Origin of the sequence: Bacillus sp. KS1 (assembly GCF_020075515.1) — a bacterium.
Classification (GTDB): Bacteria; Bacillota; Bacilli; order Bacillales; family Bacillaceae; genus Bacillus; species Bacillus velezensis.
Genome location: NZ_JACAWW010000017.1, coordinates 261344 through 287033, shown reverse-complemented (window position 1 = coordinate 287033; position 25690 = coordinate 261344). Strand labels below are relative to the sequence as shown.

The following is a 25690-nucleotide window of genomic DNA, read 5'->3' as shown; positions in this document are numbered from 1 at the left end:
GTTTTTTTGTTAAGACATCGGCGGCTTACGATCGTCAGCCGATTGATGTTTTTCAATTTTACGATCCAATTTTGCGAGATAACGGGAGGCAAATTCTTTTCCGCCAAGACCGAATGAAAGTCCGAAGGCAAGCGCGAAACCGCCCAGAATCAGAATAAACGCGGCATTTACGATCGTGTCGGCGACACCGAGCTGATCCAGCGCCATAAAGATTGAGAGAGTGATAATGGTATATTTCGCAAGCGGCGCCAGGAATCTGAATTCCTTTCCGCTCAGCATGCCGGCAAGCAGCCTGCTGACGAGCTGTCCGGCCAAAAGCCCGATTCCGAGAATAAATACAGCGGCCAGAACATTAGGCAGGTAAGCGATAATACCTGTTGCGATAACAACGAGAAATTCAAGATGGACAAGCTGCAGCGCCTCTGCCGTAAAGAGCAGGACGATGATGATCTGAACAATCATGCCGACCGTCTGAGAAAGCGTCAGCTTCGGGGTACCCGCCTGTTCAAAGCCCATTTTACCGAGAAGAGAGTCGAAACCGGCCCGGTGCAAGAGCCCGGATACAATGCTGTTGACCCATTTTCCGATCCAGATGCCGGCGATGATCAGCACGATACCGATGATGATATTAGGGAGCATTGTGAAGACCGTGTGCAGCATGGCTGACGCCGGTTCAGAAATACCCGCCACATCAAGCCGGTCAAGCGCAGAAATGATCACCGGAATGAAAATCAGCACGTAGACAATCGTTCCGATGATTGCCGACAGGCTTGTATCCTTCAGATAAATAGAAAGCCCCATACGTGCGGCGAGCCTTTCCGTGCCGATACTCGCCAGAAAGTTTGTGACGATATCGCGGACGAGACGGGCAACAAGCCAGCCGATTAAAACAATCAGCGCCGCGGCGAATACTTTCGGTATAAAGGACAAAACGCTTTGGATCATATTTGTAAACGGCCCTGATACTCCGCTGATTTGGAGAGCGGCCAAGACGCCGGGCAGGAACAAGAGCAAGACGAAGTAGAAAACGATTCGTGAAGCGGCCGTAGCGGATCTGCTCATCTCCGCTTCTTCAGACACCATTGTCCATTTTCTGAACCGGCCGTTTTCAGCGAGTTTCATGCCCGCTTTTTTGACGAGATAGCTGAAAAGCGAAGCGGCCGCCCAGCCCAACAGCAGAATCAGGCCGGCTTTTAAAATGCTCGGCACAGCCGCCGTTATCGCTGACAGCATGCTGACAAAAGGCGAAGCCACGGTTGTCAGATGCAGAATGTTAAAGAATAGAATAAAAACGATGATTAATGCGATAAAATAAATGACTTTACTGATGACTTTTTCTGAGGAATAGCGCGCCGGCTTTTTTTCGGCGAACAGCCTGTCGTCAATTTTTGTTTTTTGCAGGCCTTTGTAAACGGCTTTTTCAATGATTTTGGCAATGCCCCAGCCGATAAGCAGGACGAGCAGTGCAATGACCAGATTCGGGAGTTTGCTGAGATACGTCGTAAGCATGTCTGCTGTATTCAAGTAGAATCGCTCCTTTTCTTTTTGGGGTATGGTGTGTGTTTTACCCACTTACATATAAAGCAAACGGCGCGGATGTGCCGAAAGTTTTCAGCCGGAAACCGGTCTGTTATTTCATCTTTTGAGAGGAGGGGTCATACATTATAAATAAGTCCAAGTAGGGGGGATTCGGTTGAACGCGGAGGAGACAAAAGGTTTACAGCGGGCAATTGAGGAAATAACCGACATTGCGAAGGGTTTCGGCCTTGATTTCTACCCGATGAGATATGAAATTTGCCCGGCTGAAATTATTTATACATTCGGCGCGTACGGCATGCCGACGAGATTCAGCCACTGGAGTTTCGGCAAACAATTTCATAAGATGAAACTCCATTATGATCTCGGTTTGAGCAAAATTTATGAACTTGTCATTAATTCCAACCCTTGCTACGCTTTTTTGCTGGACAGCAATTCGCTGATCCAAAATAAATTAATTGTAGCCCATGTTCTTGCCCATTGTGATTTTTTCAAAAATAACTGCCGCTTTCAAAATACGAACCGGGACATGGTTGAGAGTATGGCGGCTGCGGCGGAGCGGATTAAGCATTATGAAAGAATTCACGGAATAAAAGAGGTGGAGTCCTTTTTAGATGCCATTCTGGCGGTTCAGGAGCATATCGATCCGTCGCTCGTCAGGCCGCAGCTGCTGTGGAGCGTCGATGACGAAGAGGAGGACGAAGAAGAAACCGCGCCATCGCCTTACGATGATTTATGGGGAATGGATAAGCCGAAGCAGGTGAAAAAGAAAAAAGGGAAAAAACCGTTTCCGCCCCGGCCGGAAAAAGATATTCTGCTGTTTATCGAAGAACATTCGCGGGAGCTTGAACCGTGGCAGCGTGACATTTTAACCATGATGAGAGAAGAAATGCTGTATTTCTGGCCGCAGCTGGAAACGAAAATCATGAACGAAGGCTGGGCATCCTATTGGCATCAGCGGATTATCCGCGAGCTTGACCTGACTTCAGATGAAGCCATCGAATTTGCGAAGCTGAACGCAGGCGTCGTTCAGCCGTCAAAAACGGGAATCAACCCGTATTATTTAGGGCTGAAAATTTTTGAAGACATCGAAGAGCGTTATGACAACCCGACAGATGAAATGAAAAAAACAGGAGTAAAGCCCGGTTCCGGACGCGAGAAAATGTTTGAGGTCAGGGAAATTGAATCGGATATATCATTTATCCGCAATTATTTGACGAAAGATCTCGTGATGCGTGAGGATTTGTATTTATTCCAAAAACAGGGCAGGGACTATAAAGTGATCGACAAAGAATGGAAGGCCGTGCGCGATCAGCTCGTGAACATGCGGGTCAACGGGGGATTTCCTTATCTGACCGTCAATGACGGGGATTACCTGAAGAATAATGAGCTTTATATTAAACATTGGTATGAGGGAATTGAGCTTGATCTGAAATATTTGGAGAAAGTGCTGCCGTATCTGTACCAGCTGTGGGGCAGGAGCGTGCACATCGAATCTGTTCTTGAAGACAGAGAAGTGATGTTTTCTTATGACGGCAAAGGAGTGCATCGGAGATATCTGTAAAAGAAGAAAGGATGCGGGGAAACCCCCGCATCCTTTTTTATTTTCCGTGTTTCAGGATGTGAAAGATCTTTTTGGCCTGGTCCGTGTTGTTTAAAAGCCCCGTAAATGACTCTCTTCCCGGACCGTATGCGTAAACGGGAACTTCTTCGCCCGTATGATCGCCGGTTGTCCAGCCGCTGTTGGTTTTCGCATTAAAGAGCTTAATGATCGCTTTGTAGACGCTCTTGTCAGCATCCTGTTTTGAGGCCGTTTCGATCTGTTTGATTTCCGCTTTTGACCATTTCAGGTCTGTATAACGCGCAAGCACGGAAGATACGGATTTGCCCGCTTTGATTTGGTCAGCCATAAATGCCGGGGTTTTTTTGGCGGCAAGAATTGGTTCAACATGCCAGTTTTTATCGTCATTCGCGCCGATCGTCAATCCCCCGGTGGTATGATCAGCCGTGGCAACGACAAGCGTATGTTTGTCCTTTTTGGCAAATGCGATCGCTGCTTTATACGCTTTTTCAAAATCCTTCATTTCACTCATTGCGCCGACTATATCATTGTCATGTCCCGCCCAGTCAATTTGGCTGCCTTCGACCATTAAGAAAAACCCTTTTTTATTCTTGTTCAGCCTGTCGATCGCTGCCGTTGTCATGTCTTCTAATGAAGGGACGGCGTTTGAGCGGTCGATTGCTTTGTCGAGTCCGCCATCGGCAAACAGGCCGAGAATCTTCTTGTTACGATCCTTTTTGAGCTCCTGTTTTGATGTCACGTAGCTGTATCCCGCTTTTTTGAAATCCTTTGTTACATTGCGGTCTTTACGGATAAAGTTTGACTTGCCGCCTCCGAGGAGCACATCGACTTTCTGTTTTCCGTTGATGCGGTCATCAAAGTAGCTGCTTGCGATGTCATCCATGTTCTTTCGGGATTTGTTATGGGCTCCGAATGCCGCAGGGGTGGCGTGCGCAATCTCCGAAGTTGCGACAAGTCCGGTGGATTTCCCTCTTTGTTTCGCTTCTTCGAGGACGGATTTTACCCGCTTTCCTTTTTTATCGACTCCGATCGCCGCGTTATACGTTTTCACGCCTGTGGCCATTGCCGTGCCAGCCGCCGCGGAATCGGTAATATTGGAATCAGGATCGTCAGGATAAGTCATCATCATACCGGTGAGATTGGGATCGAATGCCGTCAGTTTCATACCATCCGAAGGCTTTCCTTTGTTAATGACCGAACGGTAGGCGTTCATATAGGGAGCGCCCATTCCGTCGCCGACCATGAAGATGACGTTTCTGATCTCGTTTTTGTCAGGCTGTTTTTTTGCCGCAGCCTGTTCGGAGTGCTGAAGCCCCGCGCCCGCAATCAGACCGGCTGTCAGCACGGATACGGCTGCCGCCGGCAGAAGTTTTGATCGAACCTGTTTAAATAGACTCATTCTCACTCGTCCTCCTTTAATCGTGTCTGCATGTCTAATGGTAGGGGGTGTTTGTAAAGAGCGCCTGTTTCTCCTGTAAATTTCAGGTGAAACATTGTTAGAAATGTAAATTCCGGTGTAACTTATGTTTTCAAGAAAGAGTGAAAACCATTCACTTTTTTGAAAAAGATGAGGATTTTTTTAACAAGGATTTATTTGGAAAGCAAACTGCTTTGTTTTTCCAAAATACGATGATCACAGGAAAGAAACATGACAAATTGACTCGTTTTTCGTCACGTTTGAAATCAAATTGAAATATTTAATACCCTTAAAAACTTTTTTCTAAAACGAATTAGTAAGAAATTTGTCACGGGAAGTCAAGTCTATTTCTAGTGGAAATTGAACCTTATAATAGGAAACAGATAAAAACTTTAAAAAAGAGACACATAAAATAGATAGAATCATTCAGGGAGGAAAATATGAAAAAGCAACTTGTTACAGCAACAACGGCAGTGGTTTTGGGGACGACTTTGTTTGCGGGCGCGGCATCTGCGCAAACGATTAAGGTAAAAAAAGGCGATACATTATGGGGACTTTCAAATCGGTATGGAACGTCAATTAATTCCATTAAATCTGAGAACAAATTAAAATCGGATATCATTTACATCGGTCAGACGCTTTCGATTAACGGTAAATCATCCTCAGGTTCAAGCTCAAGCAGCAAGTCATCATCGTCTACATATAAAGTCGTAAAAGGCGACAGCCTTTGGAAAATTGCGAATAAATATAAAATGACGGTAAACCAATTAAAAAGTTTAAACGGTTTAAAAACGGACCTGATCCGCATCGGACAAGTTCTTAAAGTAAAGGGATCAACTTCCGGTTCAACGTCTTCAGGATCTTCGTCATCGTCATCAAAGCAGCCTTCATCCAGCCATAATGCTGCACAGACGAGCCTGAATGTAAACAAGCTGATTTCTGATGCGCAATCTTTAATCGGCACGCCGTATGTATGGGGCGGAACAACAACTTCCGGCTTTGACTGCAGCGGATTTATCTGGTACCTGTTAAACAAACAGACGAGTGTCGGCAGAACGAGCACTGCGGGATACTGGAGCTCAATGAAGAGCGTGTCGAGCCCGTCAAGAGGAGACTTCGTCTTCTTTACAACATATCAGGCCGGCCCTTCACACATGGGTGTGTACATCGGAAACAACAAGTTCATCCATGCCGGTTCTGACGGCGTCACAACAAGTGATCTGAATAACAGCTACTGGAAACCTCGCTACCTTGGCGCGAAAAGATTCTAGCAGCGATAGAAACCCGTTCATCCGAACGGGTTTTTTATTTAGACGGGGCAGAGCTCCATTTGTTTCACCTAAAAATGAAAATGGGATAAAAAATCTAAAAAGGTTTTCTTTTTTTCATTTTCATAGAGGGCGATGGCGTACGCGCCCGCGCTCGGCATCTGGGCGAATTCGCACGGAATTTCAATCATGCTGCCTGCGGCGAGTTCGGACCGTACCGCTGACAGCGGCAGAAATGAGACGCCCAGCCCCTCTTTAATAAATCGTTTCGTAATATGCGTCTGTGTCACCTTCATTGTCCTGACGAAAGGGAACTGTATTCTGACCTGGCGGAGCAAATCATCCCAATAGTCAGGATGGTTATGGGTCAAAAGCAGATATTGTCCGAACAGGTCTTTCACTTCATCCGCCTTCCCTGTCCCGGGTTTTCGGCCGGGCGGCGCGACGAGGACAACGGGGTCATTGTACAGGGGGAGGCAAGTGAGGGAAGATGATTGCACCTTTAAGCAGCTCAGTCCGATATCGGCTGAGCCGTTTCTGATTTGAGAGGCGATTTCTTCCGATTCGAAAATGGTGACCGTCATTTCGGTTTCTTTATTGTCCTCTGTATAACGCTTCATGACAGACGGGAGAACGGTGTCGGCGATAAGCGGCGAAACAGCGAGTGTCAGCGTGTGCGAGTAGCCCTGGCGCACCCTGTGCAGCTCCGCCATGCTGTTTTCATAGTCTTCCAAAAGTCTCATGGCAAACGGCACGTATGCTTTTCCTTCTTCCGTCAATTGTATTTTCCGGCCGCTCCGCTGAAACAGCTTGCAGCTGATTTCTTTCTCTAATAATTTTATATGAACGGTGACGGTCGGCTGAGATAAAAAAAGCGTTTCCGCCGTTTTTCTGAAATTCTCGTATTTTGCCGCGGTGACGAAGGTGTGAAGCCATTTAAAATCCATAGATGCACTCCTCTGATTAAAAGTTTTAATTAATTCCCTTAAAAATATTCATTATTTTTTAAATATTATATTTACTATAATAACAGAAAGAGGATAAGGGGGAATGAAATTGATTTATCGTGGATTGAAAGGGATTACTTGTGCAGAAACGGCGATCAGCCACATTGACGGAGAAAAGGGGCATTTAATATATCGCGGCTATGACGCGAAGGATATCGCATTGCAATTCAGTTTTGAAGAAGCGGCGTATCTCATTTTGAACGGGGCGCTTCCTGATGAGCGGCAATTGCTTGCGTTTCAGGAAGAACTTGCAGCCGAGCGCGGGCTTCCGAAACATTTGATCGGCTTACTGGAAACGCTTCCGGATGAAATGGACGACATGGCGGTGCTGAGAACGGCTGTTTCAGGTTTGGGCACAGATTCATTTACATATCCGCCCAAGCCGGAAGAAGCGATTAAACTGATTGCTGTCACACCGACGATTATTGCGTACAGATACCGCCGTAAACAAGGGCAGGAAGCGTTGTCACCTGAGGCGCGATACGGACACGTTGAAAACTATTTGTATATGCTGACAGGCAGGCAGCCGTCCGTAGCCCAAAAGAAAGCGCTTGAGACGTATATGATTCTGGCGATGGAGCACGGGATGAATGCATCGACTTTTTCAGCGAGAGTCACCGTTTCGACGGAATCAGACTTAGTGTCTGCCGTCACTGCCGCACTGGGTACGATGAAAGGGCCGCTGCACGGAGGCGCCCCTTCAGGCGTCACGAAAATGCTTGAAGACATCGGGGAAAAAGAAAATGCAGAAGCATATTTGGCAGCGAAGCTTATGAAGGGAGAACGCCTGATGGGCTTCGGACATAGGGTGTACAAAACAAAAGACCCGCGGGCGGAAGCGCTGCGCATAAAGGCTGAAGAAGTGGCGGGAAATGATCCGTCGCTTGACTTGGCGCTTTATGTGGAGAAGGAAGCCATCCGTTTGTTAGAGCAATATAAGCCCGGACGGAAGCTGTATACGAATGTGGAGTTTTACGCAGCGGCTGTGATGCAGGCCATTGATGTCGACAATGATTTGTTTACGCCGACCTTTTCAGCAAGCAGAATGGCAGGCTGGTGCGCACACGTGCTTGAACAGTCCGCTGACAACATGATTTACAGGCCGTCTGCGAAATACACCGGCGCTTTTCCCGAAACGGCTCAGCAGCTTTAATTACCGGCATATTTGTCCGTTTAACTCCCCGCACTGCGTGGTATCGTCTCAGTAATACCAATTGCAGGAGTGTGAGAATATGAATCCGATGGACAGACAGACGGAAGGACAAAAGCCGCAGGTGCAAAACCGACAGCCCGGCATTGAGTCAGACATGGAGCCGAAGCCGCTCTTGGAGGACCCGGATGTAAAAGGGGCGGGCAGATTAAAAGGAAAAGTCGCCGTCATCACGGGCGGAGACAGCGGCATCGGCGCATCGGCTGCGATCGCTTACGCGAAGGAAGGGGCGGATCTTGCCATCCTGTACCTAGACGAACATGCCGATGCCGAGAGAACGAAAAAGCGTGCGGAAGAATACCAGGCCGAATGCCTGTTAATTCCGGGAGACGTCGGTGATGAGGCGCATTGTCAGAAGGCCGTCCGCCAAGTCTTAGATCACTATGGAAAAATAGATATTCTCGTTAATAATGCGGCTGAGCAGCATCCGCAAAACGGGATTCTTGATATTACAGCTGAACAGCTGGAGAAGACATTCCGTACAAACATGTTTTCTATGTTTCATATGACAAAAGCCGTGCTGCCTCATCTCAAAAGAGGGAGCGCCATCATTAATACAACGTCGATTACCGCTTATCAGGGAGACACTTCATTGATCGACTATTCGTGCACGAAAGGCGGCATCGTTTCCTTTACGCGTTCAATGGCGATGTCATTGGCCGATCAGGGGATCAGAGTAAATGCGGTGGCCCCTGGACCGATCTGGACCGCTCTGATTCCGGCGACGTTTACTGAAGAAAAGGTAGAAAAGCACGGTCTGGACACTCCGATGGGAAGACCGGGACAGCCTGCGGAACACGCCGGAGCTTACGTGCTTCTGGCTTCAGACGAATCTTCCTATATGACGGGGCAGACCATTCACGTAAATGGCGGCAGATTTATTTCAACATAATACGCAAGTTTTATCCCGCGCTTTTAAAAAGTGCGGGATTTTTAATTTGAACGTACATATGAATACGATTTTTAAAAAATGGAAGTCGCCAGCTGAATCACTAATGTTAATATTTCGCAGAAGAGAATCCGCTGAGTTTTGCTTTATGAAAAATAATATATAGAATTTTCAAAAAAGTTATTTTCATTTTTATATTTTTCGCTATAATATGATGTAGGAGAAAGGGATGATGTGCTGAAACATTTCATGCGAAAAATAAGAATTTAGTCATTATCGTTATTGTTATCTGAATATTCTAACATATATTGATTTACAAGGAGTGAAGCAGATGAAGGGGAGCGTATTCAGAAAGAAAAGCATTCAGGACCTGCTTGCCGCAACGAGCGGGGAAAAGTCGCTGAAAAGAGAGTTAGGGGCCTTTGATTTGACCCTTCTGGGGATAGGGGCTATCATCGGAACGGGGATTTTTGTATTAACCGGAACAGGCGCTGTCACGGCGGGGCCGGGGCTGACCGTTTCATTTGTCATCGCCGCTCTTGCGTGTTTATTTGCGGCTCTGTCATATGCTGAATTTGCTTCAAGCGTCCCGGTTTCAGGTTCCGTCTACACGTTTACTTATGCGACACTGGGTGAACTTCTAGCGTTTATCATCGGATGGGATTTAATCTTGGAATATATGCTCGCCGTCAGCGCGGTTTCGGTCGGCTGGTCCGGCTATTTTCAATCATTCTTGGCGGGCTTCGGCATTCATCTTCCGACCGCATTAACGGCCGCGCCGGGATCCATTAAAGGCACGGTCACATTCTTTAATCTCCCCGCATTTGTTATCGTGCTTGCGATTACATTCCTCCTCTACTTAGGCATTAGGGAATCGAAGCGGGTCAATAATATTATGGTCATTTTGAAGGTTCTGGTTGTTCTATTGTTTATCGCCGTTGCGGCCGTATATGTCAAACCTCACAACTGGCAGCCGTTTATACCGATGGGTTTCGGCGGTGTTTTCAGTGCCGCGGCACTCGTTTTCTTCTCTTTTATCGGTTTTGACGCCGTCTCTTCCGCCGCTGAAGAAACGAAAAATCCGGCGAAGGATCTGCCGAAAGGAATTATCTTTTCATTAATCATCTGCACCGTTCTGTATGTGACCGTATCGGCGATTATGACGGGCGTCGTTCCGTTTGCCCGCTTTGAGGGCGTTGACCATCCCGTGTCTCTCGTCCTGCAGATGGCCGGACAGAATTGGGTGGCCGGGATTATTGATATCGGCGCAGTGTTGGGAATGACAACGGTGATGCTCGTCATGCTGTACGGCCAGACGAGGGTGATGTTTGCCATGTCCCGTGACGGTTTGGTGCCGGGGGCGCTTTCAAAAGTCCATCCGAAGCATAAAACGCCGCACGTGGTGACATGGGTATTCGGCATCCTGTCGGCATTACTCGGCTCGCTCGTCCCGCTTGATGAACTGGCGAAGCTGGTGAACATCGGCACGCTTGCCGCGTTTGTCCTGATTTCCGTGGCGGTTATCGTATTGAGAAAGAAACAGCCTGATCTGCCGAGGGCTTTTAAATGTCCGGGGGTTCCCTTTATTCCGATATTGTCCATTCTGTTCTGCGTGTTTTTGATTATTAACCTCGGCGCCACCACCATATTCCGTTTCTTTATCTGGCTGATCATCGGTCTGGTGATTTATTTCTTATATTCGAGAAAGCATTCGAAATTAAACAGGGATTTGTAAGGAGCGGCACCCGCCGCTTCTTTTTATTTTTCGGAATAATGAAACATATTGAAATGGGCTTAAGTTATCGCAGCGAATAAGGGATAATATAGGGCGGAAGGGAAGTGGAAAGTCGTGTCTGACCAAAAAAGGGTTCAATGGGCCTCAAAAATAGGATTTATTATGGCCGCTGCCGGTTCGGCGATCGGTCTGGGAGCCATTTGGAAGTTCCCTTACGTAGCGGGTACGAACGGAGGAGGCGCTTTTTTTCTTGTATTCGTCCTCTTTACCGTGCTTTTAGGCTATCCGCTTTTGCTCGGTGAATTTATTTTCGGAAGACGGAGCCAGACAAATGCGATTGATGCCTACAAACAAGCCGCGCCGAAGTCGGTATGGCACCTCACGGGTTATGTGGGTGTGGCGGCCTGTTTTTTAGTTTTGTCTTTTTACAGTGTTGTCGGCGGGTGGATTTTGCTTTATGTGTTAAAAGCCGTTACCGGTTCTTTATCCGGGCTCACTCAGGAGCAGTACGGCACGGTGTTCGGGACGGTCATTGAAAATCCGATCCAGACTCTCATTGCGCAGCTTGTATTTATGATCATGACGGTGGCGGTCGTCGCAAAAGGCGTGCAGAAAGGGATTGAACGTGTCAGTGCGGTGCTGATGCCGATTTTATTTGTGCTGTTTCTATTGCTTGTGCTGCGATCAGTCACGCTCGATCATGCCGTTGAGGGGATTAAATTTTTATTGGTTCCGCACTTTGAAGATTTGACGCCGGAATCCATCCTATATGCTTTAGGACAGGCGTTTTTTACATTAACGCTCGGTGTTTCGGTCATGGTGACATACAGTTCGTATCTGCCGAAAACCCAAAATCTTCCGGGTTCGGCGGGTTCCATTGTTATGATGAATGTGCTCGTCACGCTGTTTGCGGGACTGGCCATTTTCCCAGCGGTTTTTTCGTTCGGCTTTAAACCGGATGAAGGGCCTACACTGCTGTTTACCGTGCTGCCGGCTGTGTTTGACCGGCTGCCGTTCGGCTCGCTGTTTTTTATCAGCTTTCTGGCGGTCTTTTTCTTCGCCGCGCTGACTTCGGCCTTTTCGATGGTGGAAATTATCGTGGCGACTGTCGGGAAAGGTGATGAAACGAAAAGAAAGAAGCTGTCGTGGACAAGCGGTCTGCTCATTTTCTTAGTCGGAATTCCATCCTGTTTATCATACGGTGTTCTCGGTGATGTTCATTTGTTCGGAAAAACGTTTTTTGATCTTGCGGATTTCACCGTCAGCAATGTGCTGATTCCGCTCGGCGCTTTATTAATATCAATCTTCGTCCCGCTGAAAATACCGAAGCAGGAGCTGTTTGCCGAGATGAAAAGCGGTTCCGCCATCGGCTATCGTTTCTTTCAGGTGTGGTATTTCCTTCTGAAATATCTCGTGCCGCTGGCTATCATCGTCGTATTGCTGCATTTAATCGGCGTTCTTTCATTTTAAAAAAACAGGCCCCCGTAAAAGGGCCTGTTTTTATGTTTAAAAACCGAATTGCAGATTCGTATCAACCGCAACGATCGTATATACACAGACAATGACGAACAGATTGAGAATGACACCGAGCAGTCCCGGGCCCGTCCGTCCTTTTTTAATAAACAGCTCAATGATGCCGAACGGCACGGCGGCCATCGCAAACGGCAGCATCTGATAAGAATAGAAAGTCACATTGCTGATGATTGCCACGTTCAAAAGCAGCAGCGACAAAATCGCGGTACCGACTGATATCCAGCCGAAAACATTATGCTCTTTAAAAATTCTTACCAATTCCATAATTCCACCTCACCGATGTTTGCTGCTTTTACTGTTTTGTTTTTTAGCAGACGTTCGATTTCTTTTGTCGGCCCCGTCACGACAGAGCCGTATACGTTCATTCCATGATGTTCAACATAGTCGATTCGGCTGCCAAGATTCATGTCTTTGCGTTTCGATATTGCATGCGCCCATTTTTTATGGCGGGACATAAATTCAAGGGCATTGATAAATTGTTCACGGTCTGTCTGTCCTTGCGTTTCGAAAGAGGACACCATCTTTGAATCTTTCCCGGGAAATCCTAACGGCTCGGCATAAGGACTGTCTTTCAGATTTTTCTCCGTTTCGACCGCGTTCCATAAAAACTTCACATCGTATTTTTTAAAAGTCGAATATACTTGAGAAGAAGGGTAGGCCCGGTCATAAGAAAGATAGACCTCCGCCACGCTTCCTTCAGGCAATTTTTTTAAGGTCTGTCCGGCTTTGTCAATCGTGCGTTCCTTTAAGCCGGAAGGATGGGCGAAATAATGCTTTGCCTGTGCCGCGTCTAAATCATAGTAGTTAACGGCAGGCGATTTGACCGTATCTAAAAACATTTCAATCCGTTCTCCGCCGACGGATTTCGTTTTTGTGCCGATCTGCTTTTGCAGCGGAAATTCCGTATTCATTCCAAACAGCTTCACCTGGCTTTTCAGTCCGGAGGTATCGACGAGGACGTTCGGCATTGTTGTCGCCACCGTCACTGCCGCGGTCTCCATTAATTGATTGCCGGTGCTTTCTTTTCCTCCCAGACCGTAATAGAGGTAGCTTCCTAAAGTGCAAAGCGGCAAAATCATCAAAGTGGAGATGACGGCGAGAACTGAAATCCGCAAATAGGATTTGCGTTTTCCGTATGATAAAATGGCCTTCTGTTTTTCCGGGCTGATGCCGACGTCCCATTCCCGGTCGTCCTGCATTTCGCTTTCAATCAACTCCTGATAGACTTCCAGCTTTTCCAGCTCTTCTTCAAAGGCGGCCATTTCCCGGTCGCTCATTTCTCCATTTTTGTATTGGTAAAAACGCTTTTTAAATTCTTCATTCATCATTAACACCTCTATTATAAAGTGCTTTCAGCCGCTGTCTGGCACGAAATAAAACACTTTTAAAATTAGCCTCTGAAATATTCATAATATGGGATGCTTCTTTGTAATTCAGTTCTTTTAAATAATACAGTGTTAAGGCCTCCCGATAATTGTCGGGAAGTTCGGACATATACCCTGTCAGCACTTCCTTGATTTCAATCTGATGAGCCGGGCTTTGAACAGCCGTCTGAAAAAGGCTCCCAATTAAGTCATCGGAAATGGTCACTTCCTTTTTATGTTTTCTGACATAATCTATAAACGCATTTCTCGCCACTTGAAAAAGCCATGGCTTTACTTTGCTGTGGTCGTAGGAGTGAATGTGTATGTATGCCCTCATAAAGGTTTCCTGCAGCAAATCTTCAGCGAGATGCTTGTCTTTTGTCATGGAGAGCAGGAACCGGTAAACATCATTCATATACATTTGGTAAATTTCATCGATCGTCACTGCCTTTTCTCCCCTCTATGTTATACACGCATAAGAAAGGTTTAAAGTTGCACGTTCCATGCAAACGGCTTAAATTCATTTTCACCTCATCAAACACCATTTCTCTATAGTACCCAAAATCCGTCATAAAAGATAGAGATCGGCGGAGGAAAAATATAATTATTAGTACCAGGTAATAAAAAATATTGTTATAATAGAGAGAGAGAACACTTTTGATCATTACAACAAAGGAAGTGCGTTATGTATAAGTTTTGTGCAAATGCCATCAAATGCATTCTATCCCTGCGCGGAGGAGTGAAAGTGTACAATAAAGAGAATCTTCCGTCTGATAAAGGATTCGTTATCGCGTGCACGCATGCGGGCTGGGTGGACGTCCTCACGCTCGGTGTCGGGATATTGCCCCATCAGATTCATTATATGGCGAAAAAAGAGCTGTTTCAGAAAAAGTGGATCGGAAGTTTTTTGAAGAAGATTCACGCGTTCCCGGTTGACCGTGAAAATCCGGGCCCGAGCAGCATTAAAACGCCGATTAAGCTTCTGAAGGAAGGAAAGATTGTCGGGATTTTTCCGAGCGGTACGAGAACATCAGAAGACGTCCCGCTGAAAAGAGGGGCCGTGACCATCGCCCAAATGGGAAAAGCGCCGCTCGTTCCGGCCGCATATAAAGGGCCGTCTACGGGAAAAGCGCTGTTTAAAAAGGGAAAAATGCGGCTTATCATCGGCGAGCCGATTTTTTTGGAGGACTTTTCCGATCTTGCGCCGAAGGAGAGGCTTGCGGCCATGACAGAAGAGCTGAATGCCAGAATTAAAGAGCTTGAGAAAAAACTTGAACAATTGTAAATGAAAAAAAGCTTGCCGTCTGTATCAGACGCGCAAGCTTTTTTGTTATGCTTCTTTTTGTTCGGCGGTTTCCAGCAGTTCATCAAACGCCAGTTTTTTCACTTCGATATATGCGACGTGGTGGCCGTCAATTTCATTAATGATAAATTCACAGCCTTCTTCGATAATCGAGTCGTATTGTTCGACGTCGTATTTCTGGGTAAGGAACCAGCCGCCGATGGTGTCGACCTCGTCATTTTCTAAATGGATGCCGAGGAGTTCGTTCACTTGATCAATCAGGACCTTGCCGTCAAGCATGTAATGGCCGTCGCCGAGTTTGCGGATTTCGTTGATTTCATCGATATCAAATTCATCACGGATTTCCCCGACGATTTCTTCAATAATGTCTTCAACGGTGACAAGCCCCGCGGTTCCGCCGTATTCATCCGACAGAATCGCCATATGAACCCGTTCCTTCTGCATTTTTACAAGCAGATCGTGAATCGGTGCCGACTCAATCACATGGATGATCGGATTGACAAAATCGGTAATCGGCGAGTCGACTGATACTTCGCCGCTGATGCAGGCGGTCAGCACTTCTTTAATGTTAATAACGCCGATAATATTATCTTTGTCACCCTCTTCGACAGGGTACCGGGTATATTTTTCAATCTGAATGATGTCCATCATTTCAGAAATTTTGATATCATGCGGCAGACTGACGATTTCCGTACGCGGAATCATGATTTCTTTTGCAAGTCTGTCGTCAAATTCAAAGATTTTGTTCACATATTTAAATTCAGACTGGTTGATTTCACCGCTTTTATAGCTTTCCGATAAAATGATGCGCAGCTCTTCTTCAGAGTGGGCAAGTTCATTTTCAGACACCGTCTCCAGACCGAACGTCTTCGTTAAAAGACGGGCGGAGTTGTTCAGAAGCCAGATAAACGGGAACATGATGCGGTAAAACCAAATCAGCGGTTTCGAAAACAGCATTGAAACGGCTTCCGCTTTCTGGATGGCGACTGTTTTCGGCGCCAACTCTCCCACGACCACGTGTAAGAATGTAATGATCGCATAGGCGAGAATAAATGAAATAATATGTGATAATGAGCTTGGTACGTTTATCTTTGTGAAAAGCGGATGAAGCAAGCGTTCAATCGTTGATTCGCCTAAGACACCAAGACCGATGGAAGTCAATGTTATGCCGAGCTGGCACGCCGATAAATACTCATCTAAATGGGTGGTCACTTTTTTGACACCGATTGCGGCTTTATTTCCTTCTGCTATAAGCTGGTCAACCCGTGAGCCTCTGATTCTGATTATCGCAAACTCAGATGCTACGAAAAATGCCGTCAGCGCGATTAAAACCGCGACTAAAATCAAATTCACAATGTCCAATTAGAACCTTCACTTCTTTTGGGAAGATGAAGGTAACACCTCCTGTTAATAAGATAATGGTTTAACTTAACAGCAGCATAAATGATTGAAGCACTGCAAGCTTTTCAGGAGCCAGCCTTTTTTTCAGCTGGGCGCGCTCCTCTGGTTCAAGCTTTTCAAACCGATTCAAGATCACGGAGATGTTTTGATTCATGTGATCAATTTCCGATGCCAGATTTCCAATATCGTCAGGCAGGGCTGAAGAGGGAAACTGGTTCTCCAGTCGATCTTTTATATCAGACAGGGCCAATCGCTGCTTTTTACAAGCGACTATAAACTTTAACCGATTAAGTGCAAGTGTATCGTAGTAACGATAGTTCGAACAAGACCTGTCAGGCTTTAAAAGCCCGAGGTTTGTGTAGTAATCCACCGTGCGTTTCGTTACACCGGCAAGCTCTGCTAATTCACTGATGCGATAAGTCTCAGCCCCATCTAAATCCCTCCCCAACCATCACGTTATAGTTATGAGAATAGTTTAATATATGAAGGGGAGTTTGCACAAGTTTATTGTTTTCCGTCTTTCTCCTGAAACGGCGCGGCGGGCTGTCTGAAAAAGCGTTGACTGCGCCAGGTAAATCTTTCATAATCATTGTTAGAAACGGCAGAAAAGGACAGAAGGGACAGATGACAGTGGCCGGTTTATCACGGGAAGTGATACAGAATCTGGAGAAAGGTTCATGGATACGCAAACTATTTGATGAAGGCGCTCGGCTGAAAAAAGAGTTCGGCGCCGATAAGGTATTTGACTTTTCGATAGGAAATCCGGTTGCGGAGCCGCCTGAAACATTTAAAAAGGCGCTTTGCGAAGCGGCTGAAACAGGGCGGCACGGATACATACAAAACCAGGGGCTTCCGGAGGCGAGAGAAAAGGTTGCCCGCTTTTTGTCAGAGCGGTTTCAGACAGAAATTTCCGCCAGGCATACAGTCATGACGGTCGGAGCCGGCGGGGCGCTGAATGTCGCGCTGAAGAGCATTTTAAACCCGGAGGAAGAAGTCATCCTTCTTTCGCCTTATTTTGCGGAATATAAAGCGTATGTTGAAAATTACCGCGGCAGACCTGTCATCTGCCCGCTGACTAACTCATTTGAGATTGATATTGAAGCGGTTAAAGGTGCGATCACTCCCCGTACGAAAGGACTGATCGTTAATACGCCGCATAATCCGACGGGGACTGTGCTCAGCCAGAAAAACCTTAACGAATTAGGCGCCTTATTAAAAGAAGCCGAAGAGCGGAACGGCCAAAGCATATTTATTTTATTTGATGAACCGTACAGCCAGCTGATCTACGGAGAAGAGCAGGCGAATCCGTTTCAGGCGTATCACCGCGTGATTTTAGTCAGTTCGTTCAGTAAAGATCTCGGCATTGCGGGGGAAAGGCTCGGGTATATCGCGGCAGACGCCCAAATGCCTGAGGGCGATCTTCTGACGGATGCGTTCGTTTTCTGCAACCGGACGCTCGGCTTTGTGAACGCTCCGGTCATGATGCAGCGCGCCGTGGCGAAAATGGATGATCTTTCGATTGATGCTGAACCTTACAGAAAGCGGAGAGACCTTATGGTGGACATCCTCACAGAAGCCGGCTTCGAATTTGAAATGCCGAAAGGAGGCTTTTTCGTCTTTCCGAAATCACCGATTGAAGACGAGGTGGCGTTCTGCATGCATGCCGCACAGAAATACAAACTATTGATCGTACCCGGCAGCGGATTTGGAAAAAGCGGCTATTTCCGATTATCTTTCAGCGTGCCTTCAGAACAGATCAGACAGTCGCGCGATATTTTCAAAGCACTGTATCAAGATTTTTCTTCATAGCTTCCAATACATAAAGATGGGAGAACGGACAAATGTCGAGGAGAAATAATGGCACGTCAGACATCAGCATTACAGGAATCGGAGTCTTAACCGCGGTTGGACAAGGCAAGGAGGCGTTTCTCGATGCGCTCATGGAGGGGCAGCACGCCTTTGATGTGATGAAACGGCCCGGCCGGCAGAAAGGCAGTTCGTTTATCGGCGCGGAGCTTAGCGAATTAACGCCGCCGGACGCGCTGTCGAAGCGCTTGTACCGAAGGGCCGCATTATCAGGAAAGACGGCGCTTATCGCTTTATATGAAGCGTGGCATGACGCTCAATTAGACGGCGCTGACCACAGCCGCACCGGTCTGATCATCGGCGGCTCGAATATGACGCAGCGCGAATTGCTGCAGACCTTTGAGAAAAACGGTGAAACGCCGCAATTTGTAAATCCGACTTACGGGCTTTCTTTTATGGATAGTGATTTGTCGGGGCTTTGTACGGAGCAATTCGGGATAAAAGGGCCGGCCTTTACGGTCGGCGGCGCGTCGGCAAGCGGCCAGGCGGCGGTTATCCAGGCTGCTCAAGGAATCAAAGGAGGCCTGTTTGACCGATGTATCGTGATCGGGGCGCTGGCCGATCTGTCGTACATGGAGTGTCATGCTCTCCGTTCTTTGGGAGCGATGGGCACTGATACATACGCTGAACGGCCTGAAGCCGCCTGCCGCCCGTTTGACCGGCATACGGACGGGTTTATATTCGGAGAGGCGTGCGGAGCGATTGTGCTGGAACGCGCTGAATCTGCCGAAGAGAGGGGCGCACGTTCGTGGGCCGGCTTAAAGGGCTGGGGGATGGCTTCCGATGCGAACCGCAACCCGAATCCTTCAGCAGAGGGCGAAATGACGGTGATCCGCCAGGCGCTGGAGCGGGCCGGTCTTTCAGCAAAAGAGATCGATTACATCAACCCGCACGGCACCGGTTCACCGATCGGTGATAAGACTGAATGCCGGGCGCTTTCTGAAAGCGGCCTGTCGCACGCGCGGATTAATGCGACAAAATCGATTACCGGACACGGTCTGAGTGCGGCCGGAACGGTGGAAATCATTGCTGCTCTCTTGCAAATGCGGGAAAACAAGCTTCATCCGATCCGAAATTTAACGGAGCCGATTGACGATTCATTTCAGTGGGTGATCGACGGGCCGAGCGCCCATACCGTACACCATGCGTTAAGCTTAAGTATGGGATTCGGGGGGATTAATACGGCGCTTTGTTTAGAAAATCATTTCCGAAGCAGATAACGGCAGCCTTCTTTTTGAAGGCTGTTTTTTATATGATAAAAAAATCTGAAAATGATGAAAGAATGGAGTTGTGATACAATAAAATATACAAATTACAATCATGCTTTGACTTAGGAGGTGGCAGGATGGGGCCCTCTGTGTAGTCAATCACCCATTTCGTTCCTCTCGCTTAAGAAAAAACGATGAAATCAGGAGGTGACGTCCTTATCCTTCAATTCGGGATAAGGTGAAATGGACGATATTGACAGTTTGATTTTAATCGGTGTGCTCATTGCGTTAACGGCATTTTTCGTGGCGAGTGAATTTGCGATCGTCAGAGTGAGGAGATCCAGAATCGATCAGCTCATCTCAGAAGGGAACAGACGGGCGGTGCTCGCAAAGCGTATCATTACGGATCTTGATGAGTATTTATCCGCCTCGCAGCTTGGCATTACACTCACATCCATCGGGCTCGGCGTACTGGGAGAGCCTGCATTTGAACGGATGCTTCATCCTGTGTTTCAGGGCATGGGGCTGCCGGATTCTGCTGAGCATGTGATTGCTTTTGCTGCGGCGTACGGGCTGATTACGTTTTTACATGTCGTCGTCGGTGAGCTTGCGCCTAAAACGGTTGCGATTCAAAAAGCGGAAAAGCTGACGTTATGGATTGCCGGACCGCTTCGGTTATTTTACGTGTTCATGTTCCCGTTTATTTGGGTGCTGAACGGCTCCGCGAGAATTCTGACCGGTTTGGCCGGGTTAAAGCCGGCATCTGAGCATGAAGGCTCCCACTCTGAAGAAGAGTTGCGGATTCTGCTGTCAGAAAGTTTAAAAAACGGGGAAATCAATCCGTCTGAATATACATTTGTGAATAAAATTTTTGATTTTGATAATCGGATCGCCAAGGAAATCATGATCCCGAGAAAAGAAATCGCGGCTGTTTCCACTGATATGGACGTGCCGGAAATGCTTGATATGATGCTGAAAGACAAATATACGCGCTGGCCCGTAACGGACGGGGACAAAGACAGTGTCATCGGCATGATCAATACGAAGCATCTTTTTTCAGATCTGCTGTTTATGACAGAAGATGAAAAAGCGGAAGTATCCATCACGTCTTACGTCCGCCCGGTGATTGAAGTCATCGAGACGATCCCGATACACGACCTGCTGATAAAAATGCAGAGAGAACGGATTCATTTGGCGATATTGTCTGATGAATACGGCGGAACGTCCGGTCTTGTGACGACCGAAGACATCCTTGAAGAAATCGTCGGCGATATCAGAGACGAATTTGATGAGGACGAACAGCCGCAGATTCAAAAGCTGTCCGAACGCCATTATGTGCTGGACGGAAAGGTTCGGATTGATCAGGTGAATCATCTTCTCGGCGCAGGGATTGAAGAGGAAGTCGACACGATCGGCGGTCTTGTGCTGAAACGGAATATTGACATCCGTGCGGGTGAGTCGATACAAATCGGGGGATATACTGCCCTCATATTAGAAATGGACGGCCGGTTTATTAAACAGCTTGAACTCAAAGAAGAACAGGGCCGCCCGGGCGGTCAGGGAACAATAAACCGCCAGCTGCCCGTGCCTGAAACGGTCATGCTTCATAACGCAACCTTGAGCGAAAAATAAGCTCAAGGTTTTTTTAAATGGACATGATAATGAAGCCGCACCAGAACGCCAAAAGGCTTCCGGCTGCTGAAACAGCGATGTAGAGCAGGCTTTCCTTTATGCGGTTGTTCATCATCAGCTGCACGGCTTCAATACTGAACGTGGAAAAGGTCGTAAACGCACCGAAAAAGCCTGTCGCGATGATGATGCCGGGGGAAGGATTATCCAGGCCCAGTCCGGTGAACATGCCGAGGCCGAAGGAGCCGAGCAGGTTGACCGCAGCCATTCCAAGCGGAATCGGAAAACCTTTTGTTCTTTCTGAAATTGTTTTACCCAGCAGAGACCGTAATACCGCTCCGATACCCGCTGCGATAAGCATCAGGACAATCGTCATGGCGTATCATGCCCCCTTCCCGCTGCGTGAAGGGCAATCCGCCGTCCCCAAAAAATGCCGGCGTATGCAAGGGCAAGACCAGCGAATAAAGTCGCGGCAGCATAACAAAAAGCCGCTGCGGGAGACGATTGCAGCAGAAAAATGGTTTCTTTTGCGAAGGTTGACATCGTCGTGAAACCTCCGCAAAAACCGGTTCCTAAAAAGGCGGTCAAAAGAGGGCGTTTAGCCCGAATGATGAAATAACCCGTAATAAGACCGAGTAAAAGGCTTCCCGCCGCGTTTTCGAGGAAAGTGGCCGCCGGGAAAGAACCGCTGTGAATGTGCGCGTTCATTTCAAAGCGGAGCAAAGCGCCAAGCGCGCCTCCGATAAAAATTGCGATGTATTGTTTCATATCAGCCATCCTTAGAAATAAAATCCGGAAAATCAGTTACAATGCCGTCAACTGCCATCATTTGCAGCTTTTCGGCCGTCTTTTGATTTCTGACCGTCCAGGCAAATACTTTCAGGCCGTGTCTGTGAGCGGTGGAAATCAAGAACCGATTCAGACGGGTATATTTAATATTGACATAATTTACGGCTGATTTGTAGGCGTTCAGCTGGCTTTTGGAAAACATCCCAAAGCTGGGTCTTGCAATAATTGCAGTCGGAACGGACGGATACATGCCGTGAAAGGTCTGAATCGACTTGAGGCTGAATGATTGAACGATAGGGTGGATGGAAAAGGAAAACCTGCTTAACAGCTGGCCGACTGCTTTTTCAAGACCGACTTGAGAAACGTGCCCTTTCAGCTCAATTAAAAATCCGATTTCAGAATGATAACGCTTCAGAACCTCTTCGAGCAGGGGAATCCGCTCCCCTTTAAATTCAGCCCCATACCAGCTGCCGGCATCCAGAGACTGCAGCTTCTTCAGCGTAAAATCTTTTACAAAACCGGAGCCGTCCGTCGTCCGGTCGACTTTGTCATCATGGATGACGACAATCTGACCGTCTTTTGTAAGCTGGACGTCAAGCTCAATGAAATCAGCGTTCATTTCGGCAGCGATATCAAATGCCGCAAATGTATTTTCGGGCGCGTAACCGGATGCGCCGCGATGAGCGATGGTATACAAGCTTGTCAGCTCCCCTCATGGGCATTTCTGTTATTATATCAGATTCGTATATGCACAGCGATTCAAACTGGTGAATGTGCAAAACAGTATTTTTTTGGAATAAAGATAGTGCTTTTTTCGGTTTACAATCCGCAGTGATGATTTATAATGGCAAAAAGGAGGCGAGATCATGGGAAAAGGGAGATTGAAAGTGGAAGAAAGAATTAAGGCCGAAACCGATGCTGAAATCCAAAAAGCGACTCTCCTGAAACAGACACAATCAAAGAAGAAATAGTGCCTGACCCTGTTGTATCTGGCTGAAAGATGAACGAATGTGTGAAAACCCCGGCTGTGCTCTGATGCCGGGGTTTTTCAGGCTGCCTAAAGACATTAAAAGAAGATGATGTCCGAATGTTTTAGTATAATAGATTTTCGACAAGACAAAGGAGCATATGCCATGATGACACAATTTCAGAGCTTTTTTACGCTTGACCATATTTCGCAGATCAGTATCAGCATCGGAATTTTAGCGGCTTTTCTCGTTTTGAGAAAACTGTTTGTCAAATACTTTTTTCAGCTCATTTACAAATTGGCGAACAAGCCGAAAACCGACATATTCAAGCAGATTGCCGTAGCGTTTGACAAGCCGGCCAGATGGTTTTTCGCGGCGCTGGGTCTGTTTTTAGCGATTGAGTATTCACCGTTTTTAGACGGGCAGATGGACATTGTCAAAAAATTGTACCGCTCTCTGATCGTTGCGCTGATCGCCTGGGGGCTTTGCAATCTGACATCGGCGTCTTCGTTTTTATTTCATAAAGTCAATCAGCGCTTTGAGCTTGATATGGATGACATTTTGGCGCCGTTTTTATCCAAGGTGCTGCGCTTTGTCATTCTCGCGCTCAGCGTCAGTGTGATCGCGCAGGAATTCAATTATGATGTAAACGGGTTCGTGGCCGGACTCGGACTTGGCGGATTGGCCTTCGCGCTTGCGGCTAAAGATACGATCAGCAATTTTTTCGGCGGCATTATCATCATTACGGAAAAGCCGTTTACGATCGGCGACTGGGTCGAGACGTCATCTGTGACGGGGGGCGTTGAAGATATCACATTCCGAAGCACAAGGTTCCGGACGGCGCAGGGGGCGCTTGTTACCGTACCCAATTCAACGCTTTCCATGGAAGCCATCACAAACTGGACGAGGATGACGAAGCGCCAGGTCACGTTTTCCGTTCGTGTTTCTTATGCGACGCCGATTGATCGTTTAGAGCGGTGTATCACAAGGCTCAGAGAAATGCTTCGTGAACATGAAGGCGTGCATGATGATACGATTATGGTTAACTTTGACGTGTTTGCGGACAGCTATTATAATCTGTTTTTCAACTTTTACACAAAGACCATCGTCTGGGCGGAAAGCCTGGACGTGCGGCAGGATATCAACCGCCGGATTATTGATATTTTTGCTGAGGAAGGCGTGGAGTTCGCCTATCCGGGCCAGAATGTATTCGTAAAACAGAAAAGCCACGATGATCCGGTTCATGTGAAGGATCATTCCGGAGAAAAAGAACGGGCATAACAGGCGCCGTTCTTTTTTCATGATATGATAAAAAGAAAAGGCGGTGGAAGAGTGGAAGCGTTTATGACATTGATCAATCAGGCGGAACGTATCGTGGTGCTGACGGGGGCGGGAATGAGCACGGAATCCGGCATTCCTGATTTTCGTTCGGCGGGCGGTATATGGACCGAAGACACCTCCAGAATGGAAGTGATGAGCAGGGAATACTTTGAACGCCGTCCGCGTGAATTCTGGCCTAAATTCAAACAGCTCTTTCAGATGAAAATGAGCGGAAGTTATGAGCCGAATGCCGGCCATACGTATTTGGCGGATCTTGAAAAGCGGGGAAAGCAGGTAGACATTTTCACGCAGAATATTGACGGGCTGCATAAGAAAGCGGGAAGCAGCAGTGTCTATGAGCTTCACGGTTCAATTCAGACCGCCGCATGCCCCCGCTGCGGAGCGCGCTACGGGCTTTCTCATCTGCTGAAGGACGAAGTGCCGGAATGTACGGCGGAAATCGGTGATCATGCGGTATGCGGCACCGTATTAAAAACGGATGTCGTGCTGTTCGGCGATCTCGTTCAGCATTTTGAAACCCTTTATGAAAAGCTTGATAAAGCTGATCTTCTTCTTGTGATCGGCACTTCGCTTGAAGTGGCGCCGGCAAGGTTTGTCCCTGAGGATGCGGGCCGGATTCCCGGTTTGAAGCAGGTGATCATTAACCTTGAGCCGACATATTGCGACCATTTATTTGATCTTGTCATCCATGAGAAGATCGGTGAATTTGCAAAACGGATCAGCGCCGCGACATAAAAAAGCCGGATCTATACAGATCCGGCTTTTCTTATTCATGGACGGGAATCATTTGATCCGTCAGAACATCAAAGGAGTAGCCCTGGGCTTTCAGTTTTTGGATCAGGCTAGGCAAAGCGTGCACCGTCGCAGGCAGATCGTGCATTAAAATGACATGCGGCCTGCTCGTATGAACGCTTTCCAAATATGCGAGCTGATTCAATACTTCCGGCACGTACCGTGCGTTTTTGTACTTCCAGTCTTCACTGTCTATCGTCCAGTCCCAGTACACGAATCCGCCTTTTTCGAGATTCTTAATCTGGGCATCCGTCAATGACGGTTTACTGCCGTAAGGCGTGCGGACAAGATCCGTTTTTACTCCGGTGATTGCCTCGAGTGTATCGCGTCCCTGCTGCATTTCGTTCAGCGGTGATGTCGGTGTTTGATAAAACAGGTGATTATCGTGCGTCACGCCGTGCAGGCCGAGCGCGATTCCTTCCTGCTTCGCTCTTTGTACGGAATGCTGATAGGCTTTCATCCGCGGTTCAAGCATAAAAAAAGTGGCCTTTGCGCCATTTGCCTTCAATACATTCAACAGCTGTTCAGTATATGGAGACGGCCCGTCGTCGAAGGTTAAATATACCGTTTTTTTCCCTGGGTCACGCTCTCTCTGCAAATGTTTCATTAAGACGTCGGGAGAATCATTTTTCAGCCGCAGGCTTTCTGCTTCATCCCGAAGCTGCCCGTTTGCGGTCACGGTGACCTGTTTGTTTTTTGCGGCGGAAGCGGAATATCCCATTATGACGATTACCAGAAGCAGTCCGCACAAAACTGCTAAACTCGTAAGTTTAAAAGCCAATGAAAACAGAGAAGGGGAAGCACCTTCTTTTGTGTTGCGCATAACAATCTCTCCAGTAGCATAAGTTTCTG

The 25690-nt window shown here is 47.4% G+C and carries 25 protein-coding genes; 13 read left to right on the top strand and 12 right to left on the bottom strand.

Going from position 1 to position 25690, the window contains the following annotated elements:
• Positions 1-9: 9 nt before the first annotated feature.
• Positions 10-1524, bottom strand: a complete 1515-nt coding sequence (locus HWY38_RS12035) for a mechanosensitive ion channel (RefSeq protein WP_411908473.1) — start codon at positions 1522-1524, stop codon at positions 10-12.
• Between the two features lie 169 nt (positions 1525-1693).
• Here HWY38_RS12035 and HWY38_RS12030 point away from each other — a divergent pair, with 169 nt between their 5' ends.
• Positions 1694-3100 carry a SpoVR family protein gene (locus HWY38_RS12030; RefSeq protein ID WP_224181914.1) on the top strand — a complete coding sequence of 469 codons (1407 nt, stop codon included), beginning with the start codon at positions 1694-1696 and terminating at the stop codon, positions 3098-3100.
• 37 nt (positions 3101-3137) lie between these two features.
• On the opposite strand, the gene HWY38_RS12025 is transcribed toward HWY38_RS12030, so the two are convergent.
• Positions 3138-4517, bottom strand: a complete 1380-nt coding sequence (locus tag HWY38_RS12025; RefSeq protein WP_224181913.1) for an alkaline phosphatase — start codon at positions 4515-4517, stop codon at positions 3138-3140.
• 458 nt (positions 4518-4975) lie between these two features.
• On the opposite strand from HWY38_RS12025, the gene HWY38_RS12020 reads away from it, so the two are divergent.
• Complete coding sequence (locus HWY38_RS12020; protein ID WP_044801682.1) at positions 4976-5806, top strand: C40 family peptidase; 831 nt, start codon at positions 4976-4978, stop codon at positions 5804-5806.
• A 68-nt stretch (positions 5807-5874) separates the two neighbouring features.
• On the opposite strand, the gene HWY38_RS12015 is transcribed toward HWY38_RS12020, so the two are convergent.
• Positions 5875-6750, bottom strand: coding sequence for a LysR family transcriptional regulator (locus HWY38_RS12015; RefSeq protein ID WP_003155320.1), 876 nt, complete (start codon positions 6748-6750; stop codon positions 5875-5877).
• Between the two features lie 109 nt (positions 6751-6859).
• On the opposite strand from HWY38_RS12015, the gene HWY38_RS12010 reads away from it, so the two are divergent.
• The 4 genes from HWY38_RS12010 to HWY38_RS11995 all read left to right on the top strand — a co-directional run bounded on the left by HWY38_RS12010 (position 6860) and on the right by HWY38_RS11995 (position 12114).
• Positions 6860-7963 carry a citrate synthase/methylcitrate synthase gene (locus HWY38_RS12010; protein ID WP_224181912.1) on the top strand — a complete coding sequence of 368 codons (1104 nt, stop codon included), beginning with the start codon at positions 6860-6862 and terminating at the stop codon, positions 7961-7963.
• A gap of 79 nt (positions 7964-8042) precedes the next feature.
• Positions 8043-8912, top strand: a complete 870-nt coding sequence (locus HWY38_RS12005) for an SDR family oxidoreductase (protein ID WP_224181911.1) — start codon at positions 8043-8045, stop codon at positions 8910-8912.
• A gap of 328 nt (positions 8913-9240) precedes the next feature.
• The gene (locus HWY38_RS12000) at positions 9241-10644 is read left to right on the top strand and encodes an amino acid permease (protein ID WP_224181910.1); all 1404 of its coding nucleotides are present in this window, start codon (positions 9241-9243) and stop codon (positions 10642-10644) included.
• 114 nt (positions 10645-10758) lie between these two features.
• Entirely contained in the window at positions 10759-12114 is a 1356-nt protein-coding gene (locus HWY38_RS11995) for a sodium-dependent transporter (RefSeq protein WP_038457445.1), read from the top strand.
• Between the two features lie 36 nt (positions 12115-12150).
• Here HWY38_RS11995 and HWY38_RS11990 read toward each other — a convergent pair whose 3' ends face one another.
• Genes HWY38_RS11990 through sigM form a run of 3 tightly spaced genes read right to left on the bottom strand, consistent with a single transcriptional unit; the run spans position 12151 to position 13986 of the window.
• The gene (locus HWY38_RS11990) at positions 12151-12441 is read right to left on the bottom strand and encodes an anti-sigma-M factor (protein ID WP_003155315.1); all 291 of its coding nucleotides are present in this window, start codon (positions 12439-12441) and stop codon (positions 12151-12153) included.
• Positions 12429-13505 carry an anti-sigma factor gene (locus HWY38_RS11985; protein WP_088005355.1) on the bottom strand — a complete coding sequence of 359 codons (1077 nt, stop codon included), beginning with the start codon at positions 13503-13505 and terminating at the stop codon, positions 12429-12431. Before HWY38_RS11985 ends, HWY38_RS11990 begins: the two co-directional genes overlap by 13 nt.
• Positions 13495-13986: an RNA polymerase sigma factor SigM gene (gene sigM, locus HWY38_RS11980; protein ID WP_003155312.1), complete on the bottom strand. Its 492-nt coding sequence runs from the start codon at positions 13984-13986 to the stop codon at positions 13495-13497. The genes HWY38_RS11985 and sigM overlap by 11 nt, the downstream gene beginning before the upstream one ends.
• Positions 13987-14226: 240 nt before the next feature.
• Here sigM and HWY38_RS11975 point away from each other — a divergent pair, with 240 nt between their 5' ends.
• On the top strand, positions 14227-14826 hold the full coding sequence (locus HWY38_RS11975; protein ID WP_007610331.1) for a lysophospholipid acyltransferase family protein: 600 nt from the start codon (positions 14227-14229) through the stop codon (positions 14824-14826).
• Positions 14827-14871: 45 nt separating this feature from the next.
• Here the strand turns inward: HWY38_RS11975 and HWY38_RS11970 are convergent, their stop codons facing one another.
• Positions 14872-16206 carry a hemolysin family protein gene (locus tag HWY38_RS11970; protein WP_003155308.1) on the bottom strand — a complete coding sequence of 445 codons (1335 nt, stop codon included), beginning with the start codon at positions 16204-16206 and terminating at the stop codon, positions 14872-14874.
• Positions 16207-16267: 61 nt separating this feature from the next.
• A complete protein-coding gene (locus HWY38_RS11965) occupies positions 16268-16693 on the bottom strand; it encodes a MerR family transcriptional regulator (protein WP_007409263.1) in 426 nt (141 codons plus the stop codon).
• A gap of 176 nt (positions 16694-16869) precedes the next feature.
• On the opposite strand from HWY38_RS11965, the gene HWY38_RS11960 reads away from it, so the two are divergent.
• From HWY38_RS11960 to HWY38_RS11950, 3 genes are all read left to right on the top strand, one after another.
• A complete protein-coding gene (locus tag HWY38_RS11960) occupies positions 16870-18054 on the top strand; it encodes a pyridoxal phosphate-dependent aminotransferase (RefSeq protein WP_224181909.1) in 1185 nt (394 codons plus the stop codon).
• Between the two features lie 32 nt (positions 18055-18086).
• Complete coding sequence (locus HWY38_RS11955) at positions 18087-19331, top strand: beta-ketoacyl synthase N-terminal-like domain-containing protein (protein ID WP_224181908.1); 1245 nt, start codon at positions 18087-18089, stop codon at positions 19329-19331.
• A gap of 231 nt (positions 19332-19562) precedes the next feature.
• Positions 19563-20951, top strand: coding sequence for a hemolysin family protein (locus tag HWY38_RS11950; RefSeq protein ID WP_098081235.1), 1389 nt, complete (start codon positions 19563-19565; stop codon positions 20949-20951).
• A gap of 13 nt (positions 20952-20964) precedes the next feature.
• Here the strand turns inward: HWY38_RS11950 and crcB are convergent, their stop codons facing one another.
• From crcB to HWY38_RS11935, 3 genes are read right to left on the bottom strand one after another with little or no spacing between them, the layout of a single operon-like run.
• Positions 20965-21324 (bottom strand): fluoride efflux transporter CrcB, encoded by a 360-nt coding sequence (gene crcB, locus HWY38_RS11945; protein ID WP_224181907.1) that lies wholly within the window; start codon positions 21322-21324, stop codon positions 20965-20967.
• Positions 21321-21716, bottom strand: coding sequence for a fluoride efflux transporter FluC (locus tag HWY38_RS11940; protein WP_038457450.1), 396 nt, complete (start codon positions 21714-21716; stop codon positions 21321-21323). The genes crcB and HWY38_RS11940 overlap by 4 nt, the downstream gene beginning before the upstream one ends.
• Before the next feature lies 1 nt (position 21717).
• Positions 21718-22434: a glycerophosphodiester phosphodiesterase gene (locus HWY38_RS11935; RefSeq protein WP_038457452.1), complete on the bottom strand. Its 717-nt coding sequence runs from the start codon at positions 22432-22434 to the stop codon at positions 21718-21720.
• Positions 22435-22603: 169 nt separating this feature from the next.
• Between HWY38_RS11935 and HWY38_RS11930 the strand changes: the two genes are divergently transcribed.
• From HWY38_RS11930 to HWY38_RS11920, 3 genes are all read left to right on the top strand, one after another.
• Positions 22604-22708, top strand: coding sequence for a YhdX family protein (locus tag HWY38_RS11930; RefSeq protein WP_003155299.1), 105 nt, complete (start codon positions 22604-22606; stop codon positions 22706-22708).
• A gap of 162 nt (positions 22709-22870) precedes the next feature.
• Positions 22871-23986: a mechanosensitive ion channel family protein gene (locus HWY38_RS11925; protein WP_032874303.1), complete on the top strand. Its 1116-nt coding sequence runs from the start codon at positions 22871-22873 to the stop codon at positions 23984-23986.
• A gap of 63 nt (positions 23987-24049) precedes the next feature.
• Complete coding sequence (locus HWY38_RS11920; RefSeq protein ID WP_411908474.1) at positions 24050-24781, top strand: NAD-dependent protein deacylase; 732 nt, start codon at positions 24050-24052, stop codon at positions 24779-24781.
• A gap of 31 nt (positions 24782-24812) precedes the next feature.
• Here the strand turns inward: HWY38_RS11920 and HWY38_RS11915 are convergent, their stop codons facing one another.
• Complete coding sequence (locus tag HWY38_RS11915) at positions 24813-25661, bottom strand: polysaccharide deacetylase family protein (RefSeq protein WP_025284491.1); 849 nt, start codon at positions 25659-25661, stop codon at positions 24813-24815.
• Between the last annotated feature and the right edge of the window lie 29 nt (positions 25662-25690).